The sequence below is a fragment of the Stenotrophomonas sp. TWI273 genome (genome assembly GCF_039674765.1).
Taxonomy (GTDB): domain Bacteria; phylum Pseudomonadota; class Gammaproteobacteria; order Xanthomonadales; family Xanthomonadaceae; genus Stenotrophomonas.
The window spans coordinates 160,406-174,730 of sequence record NZ_JBDJOA010000004.1 but is presented as its reverse complement, the minus strand read 5'-3'; the positions used below and the strand labels follow the sequence as shown (position 1 = coordinate 174,730).

General features: G+C 61.7%; 12 protein-coding genes. 6 read left to right on the top strand and 6 right to left on the bottom strand.

Annotated features, from left to right (window positions below):
- The first annotated feature begins 45 nt into the window (after positions 1-45).
- The 4 genes from ABE571_RS07225 to ABE571_RS07210 are packed head-to-tail and all read left to right on the top strand — an operon-like array spanning position 46 to position 3,871.
- Positions 46-2,193: a TonB-dependent siderophore receptor gene (locus tag ABE571_RS07225; protein WP_346493467.1), complete on the top strand. Its 2,148-nt coding sequence runs from the start codon at positions 46-48 to the stop codon at positions 2,191-2,193.
- A gap of 8 nt (positions 2,194-2,201) precedes the next feature.
- The gene (locus ABE571_RS07220) at positions 2,202-3,332 is read left to right on the top strand and encodes a PepSY-associated TM helix domain-containing protein (protein WP_346493466.1); all 1,131 of its coding nucleotides are present in this window, start codon (positions 2,202-2,204) and stop codon (positions 3,330-3,332) included.
- Positions 3,329-3,454: a hypothetical protein gene (locus ABE571_RS07215; RefSeq protein WP_256774474.1), complete on the top strand. Its 126-nt coding sequence runs from the start codon at positions 3,329-3,331 to the stop codon at positions 3,452-3,454. The genes ABE571_RS07220 and ABE571_RS07215 overlap by 4 nt, the downstream gene beginning before the upstream one ends.
- 54 nt (positions 3,455-3,508) lie before the next feature.
- Positions 3,509-3,871, top strand: a complete 363-nt coding sequence (locus ABE571_RS07210; protein ID WP_346493465.1) for a hypothetical protein — start codon at positions 3,509-3,511, stop codon at positions 3,869-3,871.
- Between the two features lie 5 nt (positions 3,872-3,876).
- On the opposite strand, the gene ABE571_RS07205 is transcribed toward ABE571_RS07210, so the two are convergent.
- Entirely contained in the window at positions 3,877-4,560 is a 684-nt protein-coding gene (locus ABE571_RS07205; RefSeq protein ID WP_346493464.1) for a thermonuclease family protein, read from the bottom strand.
- 139 nt (positions 4,561-4,699) lie between these two features.
- On the bottom strand, positions 4,700-5,944 hold the full coding sequence (locus ABE571_RS07200; RefSeq protein WP_346493463.1) for an MFS transporter: 1,245 nt from the start codon (positions 5,942-5,944) through the stop codon (positions 4,700-4,702).
- 104 nt (positions 5,945-6,048) lie between these two features.
- Here ABE571_RS07200 and ABE571_RS07195 point away from each other — a divergent pair, with 104 nt between their 5' ends.
- Positions 6,049-7,014, top strand: a complete 966-nt coding sequence (locus ABE571_RS07195; RefSeq protein WP_346493462.1) for an AraC family transcriptional regulator — start codon at positions 6,049-6,051, stop codon at positions 7,012-7,014.
- 546 nt (positions 7,015-7,560) lie between these two features.
- Here the strand turns inward: ABE571_RS07195 and ABE571_RS07190 are convergent.
- From ABE571_RS07190 to ABE571_RS07180, 3 genes are all read right to left on the bottom strand, one after another.
- Positions 7,561-7,731 (bottom strand): hypothetical protein, encoded by a 171-nt coding sequence (locus ABE571_RS07190; RefSeq protein WP_346493461.1) that lies wholly within the window; start codon positions 7,729-7,731, stop codon positions 7,561-7,563.
- A gap of 145 nt (positions 7,732-7,876) precedes the next feature.
- Positions 7,877-8,113 (bottom strand): hypothetical protein, encoded by a 237-nt coding sequence (locus tag ABE571_RS07185; RefSeq protein ID WP_346493460.1) that lies wholly within the window; start codon positions 8,111-8,113, stop codon positions 7,877-7,879.
- A gap of 550 nt (positions 8,114-8,663) precedes the next feature.
- Positions 8,664-10,256, bottom strand: coding sequence for a MobA/MobL family protein (locus ABE571_RS07180; RefSeq protein ID WP_346493459.1), 1,593 nt, complete (start codon positions 10,254-10,256; stop codon positions 8,664-8,666).
- A 455-nt stretch (positions 10,257-10,711) separates the two neighbouring features.
- On the opposite strand from ABE571_RS07180, the gene ABE571_RS07175 reads away from it, so the two are divergent.
- On the top strand, positions 10,712-12,460 hold the full coding sequence (locus ABE571_RS07175) for an ATP-binding protein (protein WP_346493458.1): 1,749 nt from the start codon (positions 10,712-10,714) through the stop codon (positions 12,458-12,460).
- On the opposite strand, the gene ABE571_RS07170 is transcribed toward ABE571_RS07175, so the two are convergent.
- Positions 12,457-14,295 (bottom strand): DUF4209 domain-containing protein, encoded by a 1,839-nt coding sequence (locus ABE571_RS07170; protein WP_346493457.1) that lies wholly within the window; start codon positions 14,293-14,295, stop codon positions 12,457-12,459. The two genes, ABE571_RS07175 and ABE571_RS07170, sit on opposite strands and share 4 nt — an antisense overlap.
- Positions 14,296-14,325: the final 30 nt, after the last annotated feature.

Sequence of the window (14,325 nt, the reverse complement as noted above, 5' to 3'; positions counted from 1 at the left end):
ACATGTTAATATTTCTCATTCGCACCTACCCCCTCCCCGCGCCCGATGACCCGCCCATCGCTTCGTCTCTCTGCCCTGGGCCTGGCCCTGACCTTGGCCTGCGCGTCGGCCCATGCGGCCCCGCCCTCCTCCCCCTCCTCGCCCGATGTGCGCCAGCTGGACGCCGTGCAGGTGCTCGGTCGCGCCCAGACCCTCTACCGGGTCGACGACGCCGCGGTGGGCACGCGGACGGATACGCCGCTGGCGCTGGTGCCGCAGTCCATCCAGGTGGTGCCGCGTGAGCTGATCGAAGACCAGGCGGCCCGCCAGATCACCGACCTGTATCGCAGCATCAGCGGCATCAGCTTCTTCAGCTACGCCGGCGTGACCCTGCGCGGCTTCCGCCAGGAAAACGTGCTGTATGACGGCCTGCGCGGCGACCCCTATGCCGGTTTTTCGGTCCCGCAGCTGTTCAACATCGAGCGCGTGGAGGTCCTGAAGGGACCGGCCGGCGCCCTCTACGGCGGCGGTGACGCTGGCGGCGTCATCAACTACGTGACGCGCAAGCCCAAAGCCACACCCGAGCGCCGTATCGAACTGCAGGCCGGCAACAAGGATTTCCGGGCGGCATCGATCGAGGCCACCGGGCCGCTGAACACCGCGGGCAGCGTGCGTTACCGCGCCGGGCTGTATGGCGACACCGAACAGGGTGTGCGCTGGAACGCGGACAGCGAAAGCGTGATCGGTGATGCGTCGCTGGCCTTCGACGTGGGCGACACCGGCGAGTTGACCCTGCAGTTCACCGACATCACCCAGAACCTGGGCGGCAACCGCCTGCGCGGCGTGCCGGTGGACGACAACGGCAGCTTTCTCACCGACCGGCGCTGGAACCACAACGAAGCCACCGACTTCCTCGACATGCGCGCCAAGGTGGCGCTGGCGCAGTACCGCTTCTCGCCCAGCACCAACCTGGACGTGGATGTGGGTGCGCGCTGGTTCGAGAACAACGAGCACCAGATCTACCACGAGCCGATGGGGCTGATCGACCGCAACCGCGACGGCGTGCCTGAATGGATGACCCGCCAGCTGCGCAACCAGATCCGCGACAACGATGCCTTCACCGCCAACGCCAACGCAGTGTGGCGTGTCAGCACCGGCCGCATCGAGCACAAGGTGCTGTTTGGCGCCGATGTGTACCAGCAGGATGCCGACTTCACCGCGCAGACGGCCAACAGCGCGGACCTGGCGCGGGGTGCCGGCCCAGTGCCGGGCATCGACCTGTTCAACCCGGTGTATGGCGCAAGTTCGTGGCGCGACTACACCCTGGCCGCCCTGCCCTGGCGCAGCACGGGCACGCGCAGCAAGCGCTATGGCGGCTACCTGCAGGACGAACTGACGCTGACCCCGCGCTGGCATGTGCTGGCCGGACTGCGTTGGGATGGCTTCAAGGACGATGACCGCATTGCCGGCACCGCCGTGGATGGCAACGACATCAGCTGGCGGCTGGGCAGCACGTACACCGTGCGGGAAGGCGTCAATGTCTACGCCAACATCGCCAGCGGCTTCATGCCCCAGAGCGCGGCCAACCAGAGCGCCGAAGCGGGCGGCCCGTTCGATGCAGAGCGCAGCAAACAATGGGAAGTCGGGTTGAAATCCCTGCTGGCCGAGCGCGTCACCCTGAACCTGGCCGCGTACCGGATCGACCGCAGCAATATCGTGCAGGCCACCGGCGAGATCGTGGACGGCGTCAACCAGCTGGCCGCCCTGGGCCTGGTGCGCAGTACGGGCATGGAGCTGGATCTGCTGGCCGATGTCACCGACCGCTGGGTGCTCAACCTGACCTACGCCTACAACGATGCGCGGGTGAAGGATGCCGGCAGCAACGGCATCACCAATGCTTCGGGTGATCGCTTCGCCAATGCGCCGCAGAACAAGCTCGGCCTGTGGACGCGCTACGATCTGCCGGCGATCAACTCCGCCATCGGCTTCGGCGCGGATTACGTGGATGAGCGCGTCAGCCTGGATGGCCAACGGGTAAAGCCGTACACCGTGTTCGACATGAGCTGGAAGACGCAGTGGCAGCAGTGGCAGTTCCAGGCCAACGTCAAAAACCTGTTCGACAAGGTCTATGCCGCCAGTGGCTTCACCGAGCGCACCGGCCACTTCCCGGGTGAGCCACGCCGCGTATACGTGCAATCGGCGTACGTCTTCTGAGCCTGCCCATGCGCCAGCCTACGCCAGCGCACCCCAACCGCCCTGCGCGCAGCGGGAGTGGGCGCCGACTGTGGTTCGACCTGCACAGCTGGCTGGGCCTCAAGCTCTGCCTGTTCATGGGCTTTGTCTGCCTCACCGGCACGCTGGCGGTGTTCTCGCAGGAGATCGACTGGCTGCTGCACGCCCCCATGCGCGTGGCCGATGGTGGTGAGCACGCCGGCTGGGGGCCGGTCATCCATGCCGCGCAGGCGGCACATCCGGACTGGGAGCTGGAAGGCATCTCCGCCGGCCACACGCGCCTGTTCGCGGCGCGCGCGCAGATGCGCCTGCCCGATGGCAAACGGCGCTTTGTCTGGATCAACCCCTACACGGCGCAGGTGACCGGCGACACCGGTTGGTTCAATACCCAACGGCTGCTGCGCAACACCCACCGCCACCTGATGCTGCCGGTGGCCTGGGGCGTGCCACTGGTGGCGGCGCTGTCCATCCCGTTGCTGCTGTCGCTGTTGAGCAGCCTCTACATCTACAAGAAATGGTGGCGCGGTTTCTTCAAGCGACCCGATCCCTCACGACCGCGCCGCCTGTGGGGCGATGTCCATCGCTTGGCCGGGGTGTGGTCGCTCTGGTTTCTGCTGCTGATCGGGCTGACCGGGGCGTGGTATCTGATCGAATCCCTCGGCGGCGATGCACCGGCCGCGCCGACCATGCGGCTGGCCAAGGGCGATGACCGCGCTGCCGCGGTCGACCCGGCCGCCGTCGACGCCGCTGTGCAGACCGTCCGCCAGCAATGGCCCCGCCTCGACATCCTCGGCGCCATCCCCGCACGCGATGGCGGGAGCATCCTGTTCATGGGGGAGGCCGACGCCTGGCTGGTGCGGGAACGGGCGAACAATATCGCCGTGGACCTGCGCACCGGGCACGTGATCGGCATGCATGACGGCCGTGCGCTGGGGATCCACCAGCGCATCGCCGAAATGGCTGACCCCCTGCACTTCGGCAGCTTCGGCGGTTGGTCCATCCGACTGCTGTGGTTGCTGGCCGGCACGCTGTTGACCGGCCTGTGCTTCACCGGCGTGTATCTCTACGGACTTCGCACAGTGGATTCGCTGCGATCAGCAGCCAAAAGGCGGCAGACATGAGTCATGAAAAGCTGCCCGGCCCCTGGCGCGCGGCGTGGCACGGCATGGGTCGCTGGCGCTGGCTGTGGCTGGCCCTGCTGCTGGTGTGGGCGTCGCTGGTGCCGCTTGAGGCAATGAAGTAGACGCGCTCGCCCGTCGAACAATGGCATGCTGGATGTTCGTGCAGGAGAGCAACGATGCGGATGACGGGAAATCTTCTTGCAGCCAGTGCTGTCACGCTGAAGGTCGGCGTGGTGTTCTGGGTGCTGGTAGCCTGGCGGACGCCCGGCGGTGAGCCTTGGGACGCGCCTGCGTTCTGGACCGTCATCTATCCCATCGCACTGGGCATCGCTGCAGTGCTAGGCGCCTGTTTCCCCCGGAAGGCGTGGCTATGGGGACTGTTGCTCATGGCGCTGCAGGTGCCGGTGGTGGCCGTGATGTCCGGCGTTGGACCGTTGCTGCTGGCCGGGCTGGTATATGCCCTGGTCCTGGCCTTGCCGGCGATGGCTATCGCGGCAGCGGCGGGCGCGCTGCGTCGCCGCCTGTATGGGAGGGTTTGAGACGCTCAGCGCTTCGCCGGCTGCCACCCCGCTCGCAGTGCATCCGACGCGCTGCAGAACATGCGCTCGCCGTGGCTCAGGTCGATGCTCGTGCGCGCGTAGTCCCGCTGGCCGGGCACGTGGTAGATCTTCCTGCCTTCGCGGGAGATGTTGCCCTTGATGCGGCATCCGCCCGGCGCCGGCTGCGCGGCCACCGGGGCTTGTCGTGCCGTCTGCTCACGTTTGCTGCGACGATAGTCAGCTGGCATCTGGAACGTCCCCTGCCAGAGGTTCCGCTGGTGCTGGCGCGCGTCGGCTTCGTCTGCGATGAATGCCGTCGCGTATTGGCGATACGCGACCGCCCAACCGGCGCGCACCATCCGCTGATTGACCGACTGCCCCTGTACAAAGCACTCCGCCACCACCCGACCGTAGCGGTCCGTGTCCTTGGGCTGGCAACGAACCGTCTTGTCCAGCACATAGCCGTCCAGCGCAGCAGCGGACCGTCGGCCACAGGGCCAAGCACGTCCGTCGTTGGTGGTGCATTGCTGGGCGCTTTCCGGCGCATCGATGCCCCACAGGCGGATGCGCTGCTTGGCCACGGTGAGGGTGTCCCCGTCCGTGACCGTCGCGCGGCCAACCAGCTCTGCTGCCACACCAGAAAACGACGCAGAAACCAAAAACACCACCACCAGACCTTTCACCACCATCAACAACAACGTCCTTCAAGTGCACGCTCGGGAGCGAGCGCCAGTTAAAACAAGGCCGAGCACTTTAGCGGAAGCGGAGACAGGACGCCGACTACATCGACAGTCCTTCACTCCCGACGTGCATTCCTGGTGTGGTCGCCTAGATATGAAACGCCGGACCTGCCGACAACGCCGACGAGCTCACCCTGACCCGGAACGCAATGAGCAGGCTGGCGAGGAGCATCACCGTCGCGGCAACAGTAAGGACTGCGACGATGCCTCCCAGTCCGAACACCAGGCCGCCCAAGGCGGCGCCCGCGGCGATGGAGGACTGCACTGCAGCGACCACCATCCCGCCGGCACTCTCAGCCTGATCGGGTACCGCACGGGCGACCCAGCTCGACCAGGCAACCGGCACGCCGCCGAAGGCCAGACCCCACAGTGCTACCAGGATCGACAGCCCACCGACGCCCACCGGCAACAGGAGCATGCCCAGCGCGGCTACGCCAACCAAGGCAGGCATGAGCACCAGCGTGACTTTCAGACTGCGCTCCATGAGCCAACCGGCCAAGAGAGTGCCAACGAAATTCGCCACACCGAACCCGAGCAGGATCAGCGCCAGGCCATCGGCGCTCATCTGCCCCAGGCTCTCCAACGTTGGGCGGATGTAAGTAAAGAGCGAGTACTGACCGGTGTGCGCCAGGACGCAGCCCAGCATGCCGACCGCAACGCCTGGGCGGCGCAGGAGCGCCACCACCGACTGCGGGACTGCCGCCTGGCGCGGGGCCATCCGGGGCAGCGTGAACCACTGGAACGCAAACGTGAGTCCACCCACCGCCGTCGCCGCCCAGAAGGCGCTGCGCCAACCCAGCAGCCCGCCGAGGTAGCTCCCCAACGGAACCGACACCACCGTGCCGACCGCAATCCCGCTGAAGATGATCGAGAGCGCGCGAGGCACGCGCTGGGGCGGCACCAACCGCATGGCCACGGCCGCTGCCATGCTCCAGAAACCGCCCAGCGCGATGCCCAGAAGGACGCGCATCACCAGCAGCACGCCCATGCTGGACGACAACGCCACCAAGGCGTTGGAGAGAATCATCAGGGCCGTGAAACTCAACAGCACCAGGCGCCTATCTATCGAGCGGGTCAGCCGCGGCACCAGCAGCCCAGCGAACAAGGCCACAACCGCAGTGACCGTCACCGCTTGCCCGGCCAGCGCCTCCGACACCCCCAGATCCGCCGCCATCGGGGTCAACAGGCTGGCAGGCAGATATTCCGCCGTGAGCAGCCCGAAGACCCCCATGGCCAGCGAAAACACCGCCACCCATGCCGATGAAGAAGGCTCCCCGCTTCCCCTGTCCACAGAATCAGGCGTGTTCGCGACATCAACTACGTTATTGCTCATCACAGATCCCAGTGCATTCGTGCAGCCGAGAGTCTAGGGAGCCCGATCAGGATGATCTATGATTGTCCGACCTGTATTTTTGATCGAAACCCCGGACCGTCTCCATGAGCCACACGCCACTCCAGCCCACCGACCTGATCAGCGAACTGCTGACCGGCATGCGGCTGCATGGCGTTCAATACCGGCGCATTCAGACCGGGCCGACCTTCGGGCTCGGATTTCCCCCGAAGCCAGGCCATGCCTACTTCCATTACCTGGCAGTGGGCACGGCGATTCTTCGTGGCGCAGACGGCAGCCAACACCGTCTATCCGCCGGAGATGTCGTGCTTCTTCCCCGCGGAGACGAACACGCGTTGCTGTCGGGCGAGGACCATCCTGTCCAGTGCCTGGAAACGATCGACGCAGCCCCGTTGGGCGACGCAGTGAGCGGGATAGACACGTGCCCGAGCACACATGCCGTGCCCAGCGCCGTGCTCTTCCACGGCTGCATGGTGTTCGATCTGGGCGGCATGCAAGGGTTGAGCAAGGTAATGCCGGCGGTGATGTTGTGCGATGGCAACGCCACGCAGTTCCCTGGGCTGTTGCCGATGGTCGACGCGATGAAGCGCGAGGTGTGTTCCGGACGCATTGGCTATGCAGGCATACTCGCGCGGCTGGCGGATGCAGTGGCCGCCATGATTGTCCGTGACTGGGTCGAGCGTGGTTGCAACGGCGCCTCCGGCCTGGTCATGGCGATGCGCGACCCTCGTCTATCGCTGTCGTTGCTTGCCCTGCACAAAGACCCTGGGCGTGACTGGACGGTCGAAGCACTGGCTGCGGAATCCAACATCTCACGGTCTGTCTTCGCGGAACGGTTCCAGACGGTCATCGGAACCGCGCCGCTGCGATATGTGACTGAGCTGCGTATGCAATTGGCCAGTCAATGGCTGAGCCAGCAGAACCTCTCCATCGAGGTGGTGGCAGAGCGTCTTGGGTACGCGTCGCAGGCGGCTTTCAGTCGGGCTTACAAGCGTGTTATGGGGTACTCGCCTGGCGCGACTCGGCGGGGGCGTGGGTTGGCCTCTTTGTAGGAGCGCCGCCAGCACCTCTTTCGAACAATCGCCTCGCGGTTCGCGGCTCATCGCCGCTGCGCCATCGGCGCTTGGGCCGACTTGAGCGTGGGGCACCCGGAGACCGAGGGCGGCCACTGCGGCTGCGGCTGCGGCTGCGGCTGCGGCTGATCATGCTTCACGCACACAGAGGTCAGTCGCGCACCATGGTTTCGCCTGAGGAGGTGCCACGAGATGCAGACAGCTTCAAGCTGCTCACTGTAAGGGTGCCAAGCTGTTCCGGTGATGGATGTTAGGCTCCCTCGCTTACGCAGATAGCAGGGTCCACCACTGCCGCTGTGAACATGGCGATGATTGCCTTGGGGCGCTCGGGGGATCGTTCAGTGGATCCACTGCACGTAGACAGTCTTCCCGAAACGCTTCACTGGTGTCAGCTGCTGCCGGCGATGGCGTGACCCGTAGGACACATGTACCCAGCTACTGAACTGCTCTATCGCCTGATCAAAGGGAGGCCCAAGCGCCACGATCTTCCGCGCTAGACAGTGGACCGTGCAGCGGGCAGCACGATCAGAATGCGGAGTTCATTAGCACGTGGCGTCCGAGCAAATTACGGAGAAGCTGTAAAATCATCTTCGCCAGCAACGAGAGACTGGCAACCTCCGCTTCGTTGGGGACGTTCGGCATTTTCCAGCCGGTGACCGTCAGCTCGGCCAGGCTGAAGATGGCAGTGAGCTGCATGACGGCCTCGACAATTGTGACGATGATAGGTGCCCGCACGCTGCCGACTTGGAGCCAGGGTCGATCCGGATCGAGATAGCGGGCTTAAACGAAAAAGCCCCGCACACTGGCGGGGCTTAGAAACAACTTATTGAGAACGACTTAACTAGCCTTCGTTCCAACGGAGGATATTGTGCTCCCAACCCTCCAGGTCTTCGGGGTCAACCTCATCGAGCGGCTCGTCTCCGTCCTCGTCGTCTCCGTCCTCGTAGTCTTCATCTTCGTCGTCAAAATCACCCTCGTCTTCGCCGCCTGACACGGAGGGCGAGAAAAACACATAGGGGTAGGCCACGCTCGAACAGACTCCGGTCACGGGCGTCTCTGCTACAACTTCAATACGCACGTGTAATCCTTGCCGTGTAACGGCACCGCTAGGATTAAGTTTCCCGCCTGCATCCCTAGCGGCAATGCAAGCTGATTTGCCCATGGCAGGTTGACCTGCAGTGGCGCTATCAACTCTCGCCTACAAGCGGATAGTTGTCAAATTGTGTATCGAGCTTTGGCCGGCGGCCAAGTCTCGCGATCATGTGAATTCGGCCCACCGAAACAGAACCCAGTGAGCCCTGCGCTCGCGTCGTAACCTGCGGTCGGGCCCGGATCAAAAGCTGTTGCAGTCAGCGACTTATGCGCGATTGGCGGAGAGAGTGGGACTAAACGTTCCCGCGCCTAAGCCATTGAGTTTCCAGCAGAACCCAGACAGGAATGTGTCCTGGTGAGTGTCCAGCAAGTCTACGATCTGGGCACCCTCCAAGCAACGTTAGTCCCACCGAGTCTTCTGCCCATGGGCAGCGCGATGATCGCTCTTGGTTCCCAACGTAGAGCGCCGCTAGTCAATCAGCACAAGTCAGCGTGTTCAGTATGGTGAGTGCAGACCGTCGCCCTGCGTCCCCCATTTAAGCCTTGGGTCTAGCAGGGCGTGGGCGAAGATCAAGCTGACCATTTGAATGAACGCCATTCCTGGCGTCGCCCTCGCCTATGCTTATGCTTGAGCTGCTTGCACGGGGTTCCTTTATGCCAAATCTTTGCTCAAGGTGGTTGCCCGCTTCCACCATATGCTCTCGCGCCTGATTGATCGCGTCCGCTTGCAGCGCCGATGCCCGCTTGGAAATGTGCGCTTTGGCTCGGAAGTAGCGTTGCTTGGCTCGAGCGGCCTCACGTGACTTTGGCGTGGCCTCATACTCGGAGAGCTTGGCACGAGCCGACAGATAAGCCATGCGCGCATGTTGAGGTCGGGCGACAGCGTGCGCATAGCTCATCACCGCTTGCGCCAAGCGCTCAGTGTCTTCATATAAGAACTGACTGGTCGCATACGCATCGACTCGCCGACACATGAGCGTGGTATAGGCTTTTTGAAACTGTGGCTCGATCTGGATGCCGCCTACGCTTCGGAGCATGTCGAGCGAGTCCTGCGCAGCTTGGCGCTGGCTCTCCAACCATTGTTCGACGAGCTCTGCTTCGGCGTTGAGAACGTCAGCGTCTTGCCCAGTCGCCCGCGCTAAGCGCATGACACGACTAATCCTCCGCGTTATCCCTACCGGCACGGCTGTTGGCATGATGCGTCCACCGACCGGGCCCGTTCTCCCCTCCGTAATTCCTTTGCCTGCCGTGACTTGGGGTAGCGCCGCCTGCTCGCGCGCACGATCCGCCAGCGCAGATTGGTGGGAGTGCCCTTTGGGCACGCCATGCGTTAGCGCGGCGGTTTGCAAGCGTCGACTAATGACCCGCTCCACAAAGCTCCCTGTTGTAAGCGCGTGATCCACACCCATCTTCTTGGCTTGGCGCATCATCGCGGTCCGGGTCTTGCCCATATGCTTCGTTGGTGGGCGGCTGAGCTCATTGGCACGGACAAAATCTTGCTTTAATGCAGCTTCCCGGGCTTGAGCCCTCAGGGTCCGGTGGTCCACTCGATCCGTGCCGCCAGCGCGCTCCAAGTGCGCATTGATGACGCCTTCAATGGCTTTGCGAAGTTCCCGAATGGCCTTGGCACCGCCGCCCTGTCGCGAGTCAAACGCCATACCGGCGCGCTCGCCGAGTCCTCTAGAGTCGACCTTTCGCGCCGACATCAACAAGTGCACATGGTGATTACGCTGATCGCCTTCTTTCGAGGGCGCGTGAATGGCAACCAAGACCGCAACTTGATAGCGGTCGACCATGAGCTGCCCCAGATCCAGGGCTAGGGCTTTGCGCTGGGCGTCTGAGAGGCTGTGAGGCAAAGCGACCTCGACCTCACGGCAAACGCGGGCGTTAGCACGTGTTTCGGCTGCCTCGTTGGCATCCCAAAACTTCTGAGCGTCATAGCACCAATTTGGCGCTCCAATGGGGGCGAGCATTTGATGATGGGCAACACCATGCCGGTGCGAGTAGCGGTGATAAAGACCTGTTGCGGTATCAACAAGATCAAACCCGGCACGATAAGCAGCAGCGGCGACGGAGGACTCGCCTTTTCCGCGAGAGAACGATTTCAGTGTTGCGTGATAAATGGCCATTTAAGTAGGGCTCCTGTGAATGGAGCACCCAATTAAAGGCGCGACTTGTCTTCGTCTAGTGCTGTCGGGCAACTACGTAAGCGAGCGCTAGCTCACACTTTCCTCGGCGACCGAATTGGTCTGCCTGCCTGGCCATTTGACCCCGTCAAATGCGGGCGCGTCAGCGCTCGGCCAAAACCCAGGCAGGCCGCACGGTTTACGCGGAGCGGAAACCATAAGTGCGGTTTTGACTTTGATTTTTAGGGGTCTTCCACGCTCTAAATTGTGTCTTCGTTGCCGCCGCCAAATCGCGAAACAACTTACGCTGTGCGTATCTTTTGGTGAACGAAATATGAATAGGGCTAAACAGTGGTTACCACTGGCGCCGTTTGCTCTCGCGCTAGACTGAGATGCGGGTCACAGAGAGGGCCCCGTCATGCGGCGCTTCGTCCCAGTCCAAATTTGCAAGGAATGCTATGCCCATCACCGGGGTCAAGATCAAGGGTCTGAGCTGTTTCACCACAGAGTTCTGCGGCTTTGACGAGTTCAAGCTGATCAATGTCATCATCGGGCGCAACAACACCGGCAAATCGCAGCTGCTGAAAGTGGTCCAGAGTCTTTGCTCGCCGGATCGCACCAAGTCGCGCCTTCCTGCCTCGTATCGATTCACGGGCACCTTCGACGAAGGGACGCTGCAAGGAATTTTTTCCAATTCTCAGCGCTCTGGTGCCCTCGGCGTTCCAAACACCCAAAGCAACTGGACGCATCACGGACTGCGGTTCGTCGACACACCAGTGAGTTGGATCGAGAACGCCCACGAGCTCGTGAGTGAGGTGTCACATCGGGCGAAGGAAAGGCCTGATGCCTGGGGCAGAATTCTCCCTCATGAAGTTAACGACGCGACAGAGGTGGAGCTTAGCAAGGCAGTAAGCCGACTCCGGGGCCCATTTGCCGACAAATTTTTCCGCCACATGCTGGCTGATCGCGACATACGAAATGAGCCTGCCGCCGCCAAGCTTGCTCTTGGACCAGACGGGCAAGGCGCGACGAACATCATCCGTGACCACCTCATCCGGGCGGACAACATCATGGTGACGCGGCGCCTCATTCAAAGCGAACTGCGAGCAGCGCTCAACCATATCTTCGGTCCGGACGGCTCCTTCTCAGCAATTTCGGTGCATGAACAGGCAAGTGGCGAATGGGAGATCTTCTTGGAAGAGGCTCTCAAGGGGCTCATCCCGCTCAGCAGTTCCGGCAGTGGCTTAAAGACCGTCATCTTGGTGCTTCTCAATCTTCTGATCGTCCCCTTGCTCGAAAGCAAAAGCGCGAGTGACTACGTATTTGCGTTTGAGGAGCTTGAGAACAACCTTCATCCATCACTGCTCCGGCGTCTGCTGAAATTCATTGACGAGTTTGCCGTCGAGAACGGCTGCACCATCTTCCTCACCACTCATTCCAGTGCAACCCTGGACCAGTTCAGTCGTTCGGATCACGCCCAATTCGTGCGGGTTTCGCATGATGGGACCGCTGCATCGACCCAGACGATTTCGGCACACTTCGATCATTCCCAAGTGGTCGGTGACCTAGGCGCACGCGCGTCAGACATCTTGCAGGCCAATGGCATCATCTGGGTTGAAGGTCCCTCAGATGCTATCTACCTAAACCATTGGATTGAGACCTTCTCCGAAGGCAGCCTCTTGGAAGGCCGTGACTACGCCTGCGCCTTCTACGGTGGCTCGCTGTTGGCTCGCACAAGTTTTGTCGATCCGACCGCGCCCAACCCCGAGGCGCTTATCCAGCTCATCCGACTCAATCGCAACGCCGCTCTGGTGTGCGATAGCGATCGATCTTCTAAGGGCGCGACGCTCAAACCGCGCGTGGTCAAAGCGCAGGAGGAGATCGCAAAGCTGCCGGATGGATACATGTGGGTGACTGCGGGCAAAGAAATTGAGACTTACCTGCCTGGCTTAGTGATTGGCAAAGCGCTCGGCATGAAAGCTGATCCCGTTGATCCTGCACAGTTCGAGCTCTTCTTTCCAAGCGCATCCAGGACGAAGAAGGGCGACTCTTACGTTGAAGCCAAGCTCAATCGGTCCACTATCGACAAGGTTGAGCTTGCCCTCGCCTCTCGCGAGCACACCACACCAGCCATCATGGCCCCACGCTTTGACTGGGCCAAACGCATGCAAGAATTGGTGGCCACAATCCGAAAGTGGAACGATTAGTCCGGTTCGGAAGGCCCGGCATCTGTCGAAGCCAGCTCAAAGGCATCTCGCTCGAGGAGCAAATGACGATAGGGCCACAGAATAAGACGAAGCATCGTCCACCACAGCACGATGGTTGCCGTCGACGCAAGATCCTCGTCGTTGATCAACCCGTGCCCGAAGCGATTTCGGAGATTATGCCCGGCTCTATGGCAAAGGATGGCTTTGAGCTCGAGCACGAGGTCAGGGAAAAGAACCTTTGACACCTCCGGGTGATCGAGGAGCTCGTTCAGTGATTTTTCTTCCTCCCCATGGTCCTTCACGGAAAGCGTGTTCACGTTCGCGCGTTTGAAAGCCGCCCGGATGAATGGCTCGACCTGGGGAATAAGAAATATTGCTGCCTCATGCCAATCGTGTTCTAGGCCAGCAAGTATTCCGCGCGAGATCGACCAGCGGTGACCCTCCGGCACACACGGCGAGCCACCGACGATTTGCATGACTTCGTTCAGAGAGGGCGCGAAGCGATGCCTGAGCAGATTGACTGCCCTCAGCACTGCGACGTTCCCTAGGATGGGGTGGTGAAACTCACACACGTTGTGAACCATCTGATGCTCAACGCTTTGTGCGTCGTTGACGTCTAAGGGGGCGGATCGAGCGATTGGCACTCCGTCGGCGTTGTAGGTGACACGCGAAAACAGGTGCTGAAAGGCAAACTTCCGGCTCGACTCCAAAACGCCGGACCGAACTTCCTCGGCCGAACTAAATTGGGAGAAGGCGAAAGCGAGCTGCAAAAGCGCGCGTTCAAGAGTATCGGCATCAAGCTTCCGCTCCACATGCTCCACCAGATCCTTTACATCAAAAGGATGGCTGAGCACATGCATCTCTTCCTGGATCGACTGGCGGACATCGGTCAATTCGATTTGCAATTGGCGTATCCGCTCACGATCTCCACGGTGTCGGCGCAGCAACGCAATACCCTCGCTCATCCACTCCGCGCGCACCATTGCCTGACCGGGCTTACGCGCCAACTCAATAAGAGCATCGCCGGCCTTGTGGTAGCACGCCCTTGAACGTCGTTCATCTTTGGCTGCGTGCCATAGGCGGGCTGCATGTGAGAACGACCGGGACGCGAAGTCCAAGGAGCTGGCGTCGGACTCACATTTGAACTGTTCCGCTAAGGCTTCAAGCTTCTCCGCATAGCGTGCCGCAAGATCAGAGCGACGCGCGATGACCTCTTCGCCGAGCGGAAAGAGAACGCCAAGCGAACGCTTTTCTGCTGCGCAGTCGAAGGCTTCTTCAATGGCAAGCCAAAGCCTGTCATGAAACTCCTGATCTTTCCTGGCATACGTCCAGCTCAGTTGCAGCGCACGCTGCATATATTTGACTGCGTCCACCGCACGGATAGGTTCATGCCCCGAGATCCACTTCCGCGCTTCTTCGAGATAAGCATGGGCCGCAACGCGCCCCATCTCCCAACTAGGGAGGCCATGCTGCCGAGCCGCTACCGCGCCCACATCCGCAATTCTCGCTCGAAGCCAGGTGCCCGATGCGCGCTCGGCCAACAGCCCAAGCAGTTGCACATCCTGTTTGTCCAAATGCGCCGGCATTGCTGAACACTTGGTGCCGTCTTGGAACATAGCGGTGAAGGGCTGCGTGCTGGTTCCGGTTTGATGCATTGAGATCACCGCAGCAAGCAGGCGAAACACTCCTGCCTTCTCGGCGTTCCCATCGGCTTGATGGGTTTCGGCAAGTTCCCGAGCACGCTGCATTGCCTTGTGTCGATGAACGGACCCAAATTCATCAGGCAGCGCCGCTTCCCACTCGAACCCGTCCAGCGCGGCTGTGGAAACAGCCACGCCGGCTACTCCCTCAAGCTTTGCGCTCTG

Coding starts and splice junctions, on each gene's coding strand:
- ABE571_RS07210 (WP_346493465.1), top strand. CDS start 3,509: ATGCGGATGACGGGAAATCTTCTTGCAGCCAGTGCTGTCACGCTGAAG.
- ABE571_RS07180 (WP_346493459.1), bottom strand. CDS start 10,256: ATGGCCATTTATCACGCAACACTGAAATCGTTCTCTCGCGGAAAAGGC.
- ABE571_RS07175 (WP_346493458.1), top strand. CDS start 10,712: ATGCCCATCACCGGGGTCAAGATCAAGGGTCTGAGCTGTTTCACCACA.
- ABE571_RS07220 (WP_346493466.1), top strand. CDS start 2,202: ATGCGCCAGCCTACGCCAGCGCACCCCAACCGCCCTGCGCGCAGCGGG.
- ABE571_RS07215 (WP_256774474.1), top strand. CDS start 3,329: ATGAGTCATGAAAAGCTGCCCGGCCCCTGGCGCGCGGCGTGGCACGGC.
- ABE571_RS07190 (WP_346493461.1), bottom strand. CDS start 7,731: ATGCAGCTCACTGCCATCTTCAGCCTGGCCGAGCTGACGGTCACCGGC.
- ABE571_RS07195 (WP_346493462.1), top strand. CDS start 6,049: ATGAGCCACACGCCACTCCAGCCCACCGACCTGATCAGCGAACTGCTG.
- ABE571_RS07205 (WP_346493464.1), bottom strand. CDS start 4,560: ATGGTGGTGAAAGGTCTGGTGGTGGTGTTTTTGGTTTCTGCGTCGTTT.
- ABE571_RS07225 (WP_346493467.1), top strand. CDS start 46: ATGACCCGCCCATCGCTTCGTCTCTCTGCCCTGGGCCTGGCCCTGACC.
- ABE571_RS07200 (WP_346493463.1), bottom strand. CDS start 5,944: ATGAGCAATAACGTAGTTGATGTCGCGAACACGCCTGATTCTGTGGAC.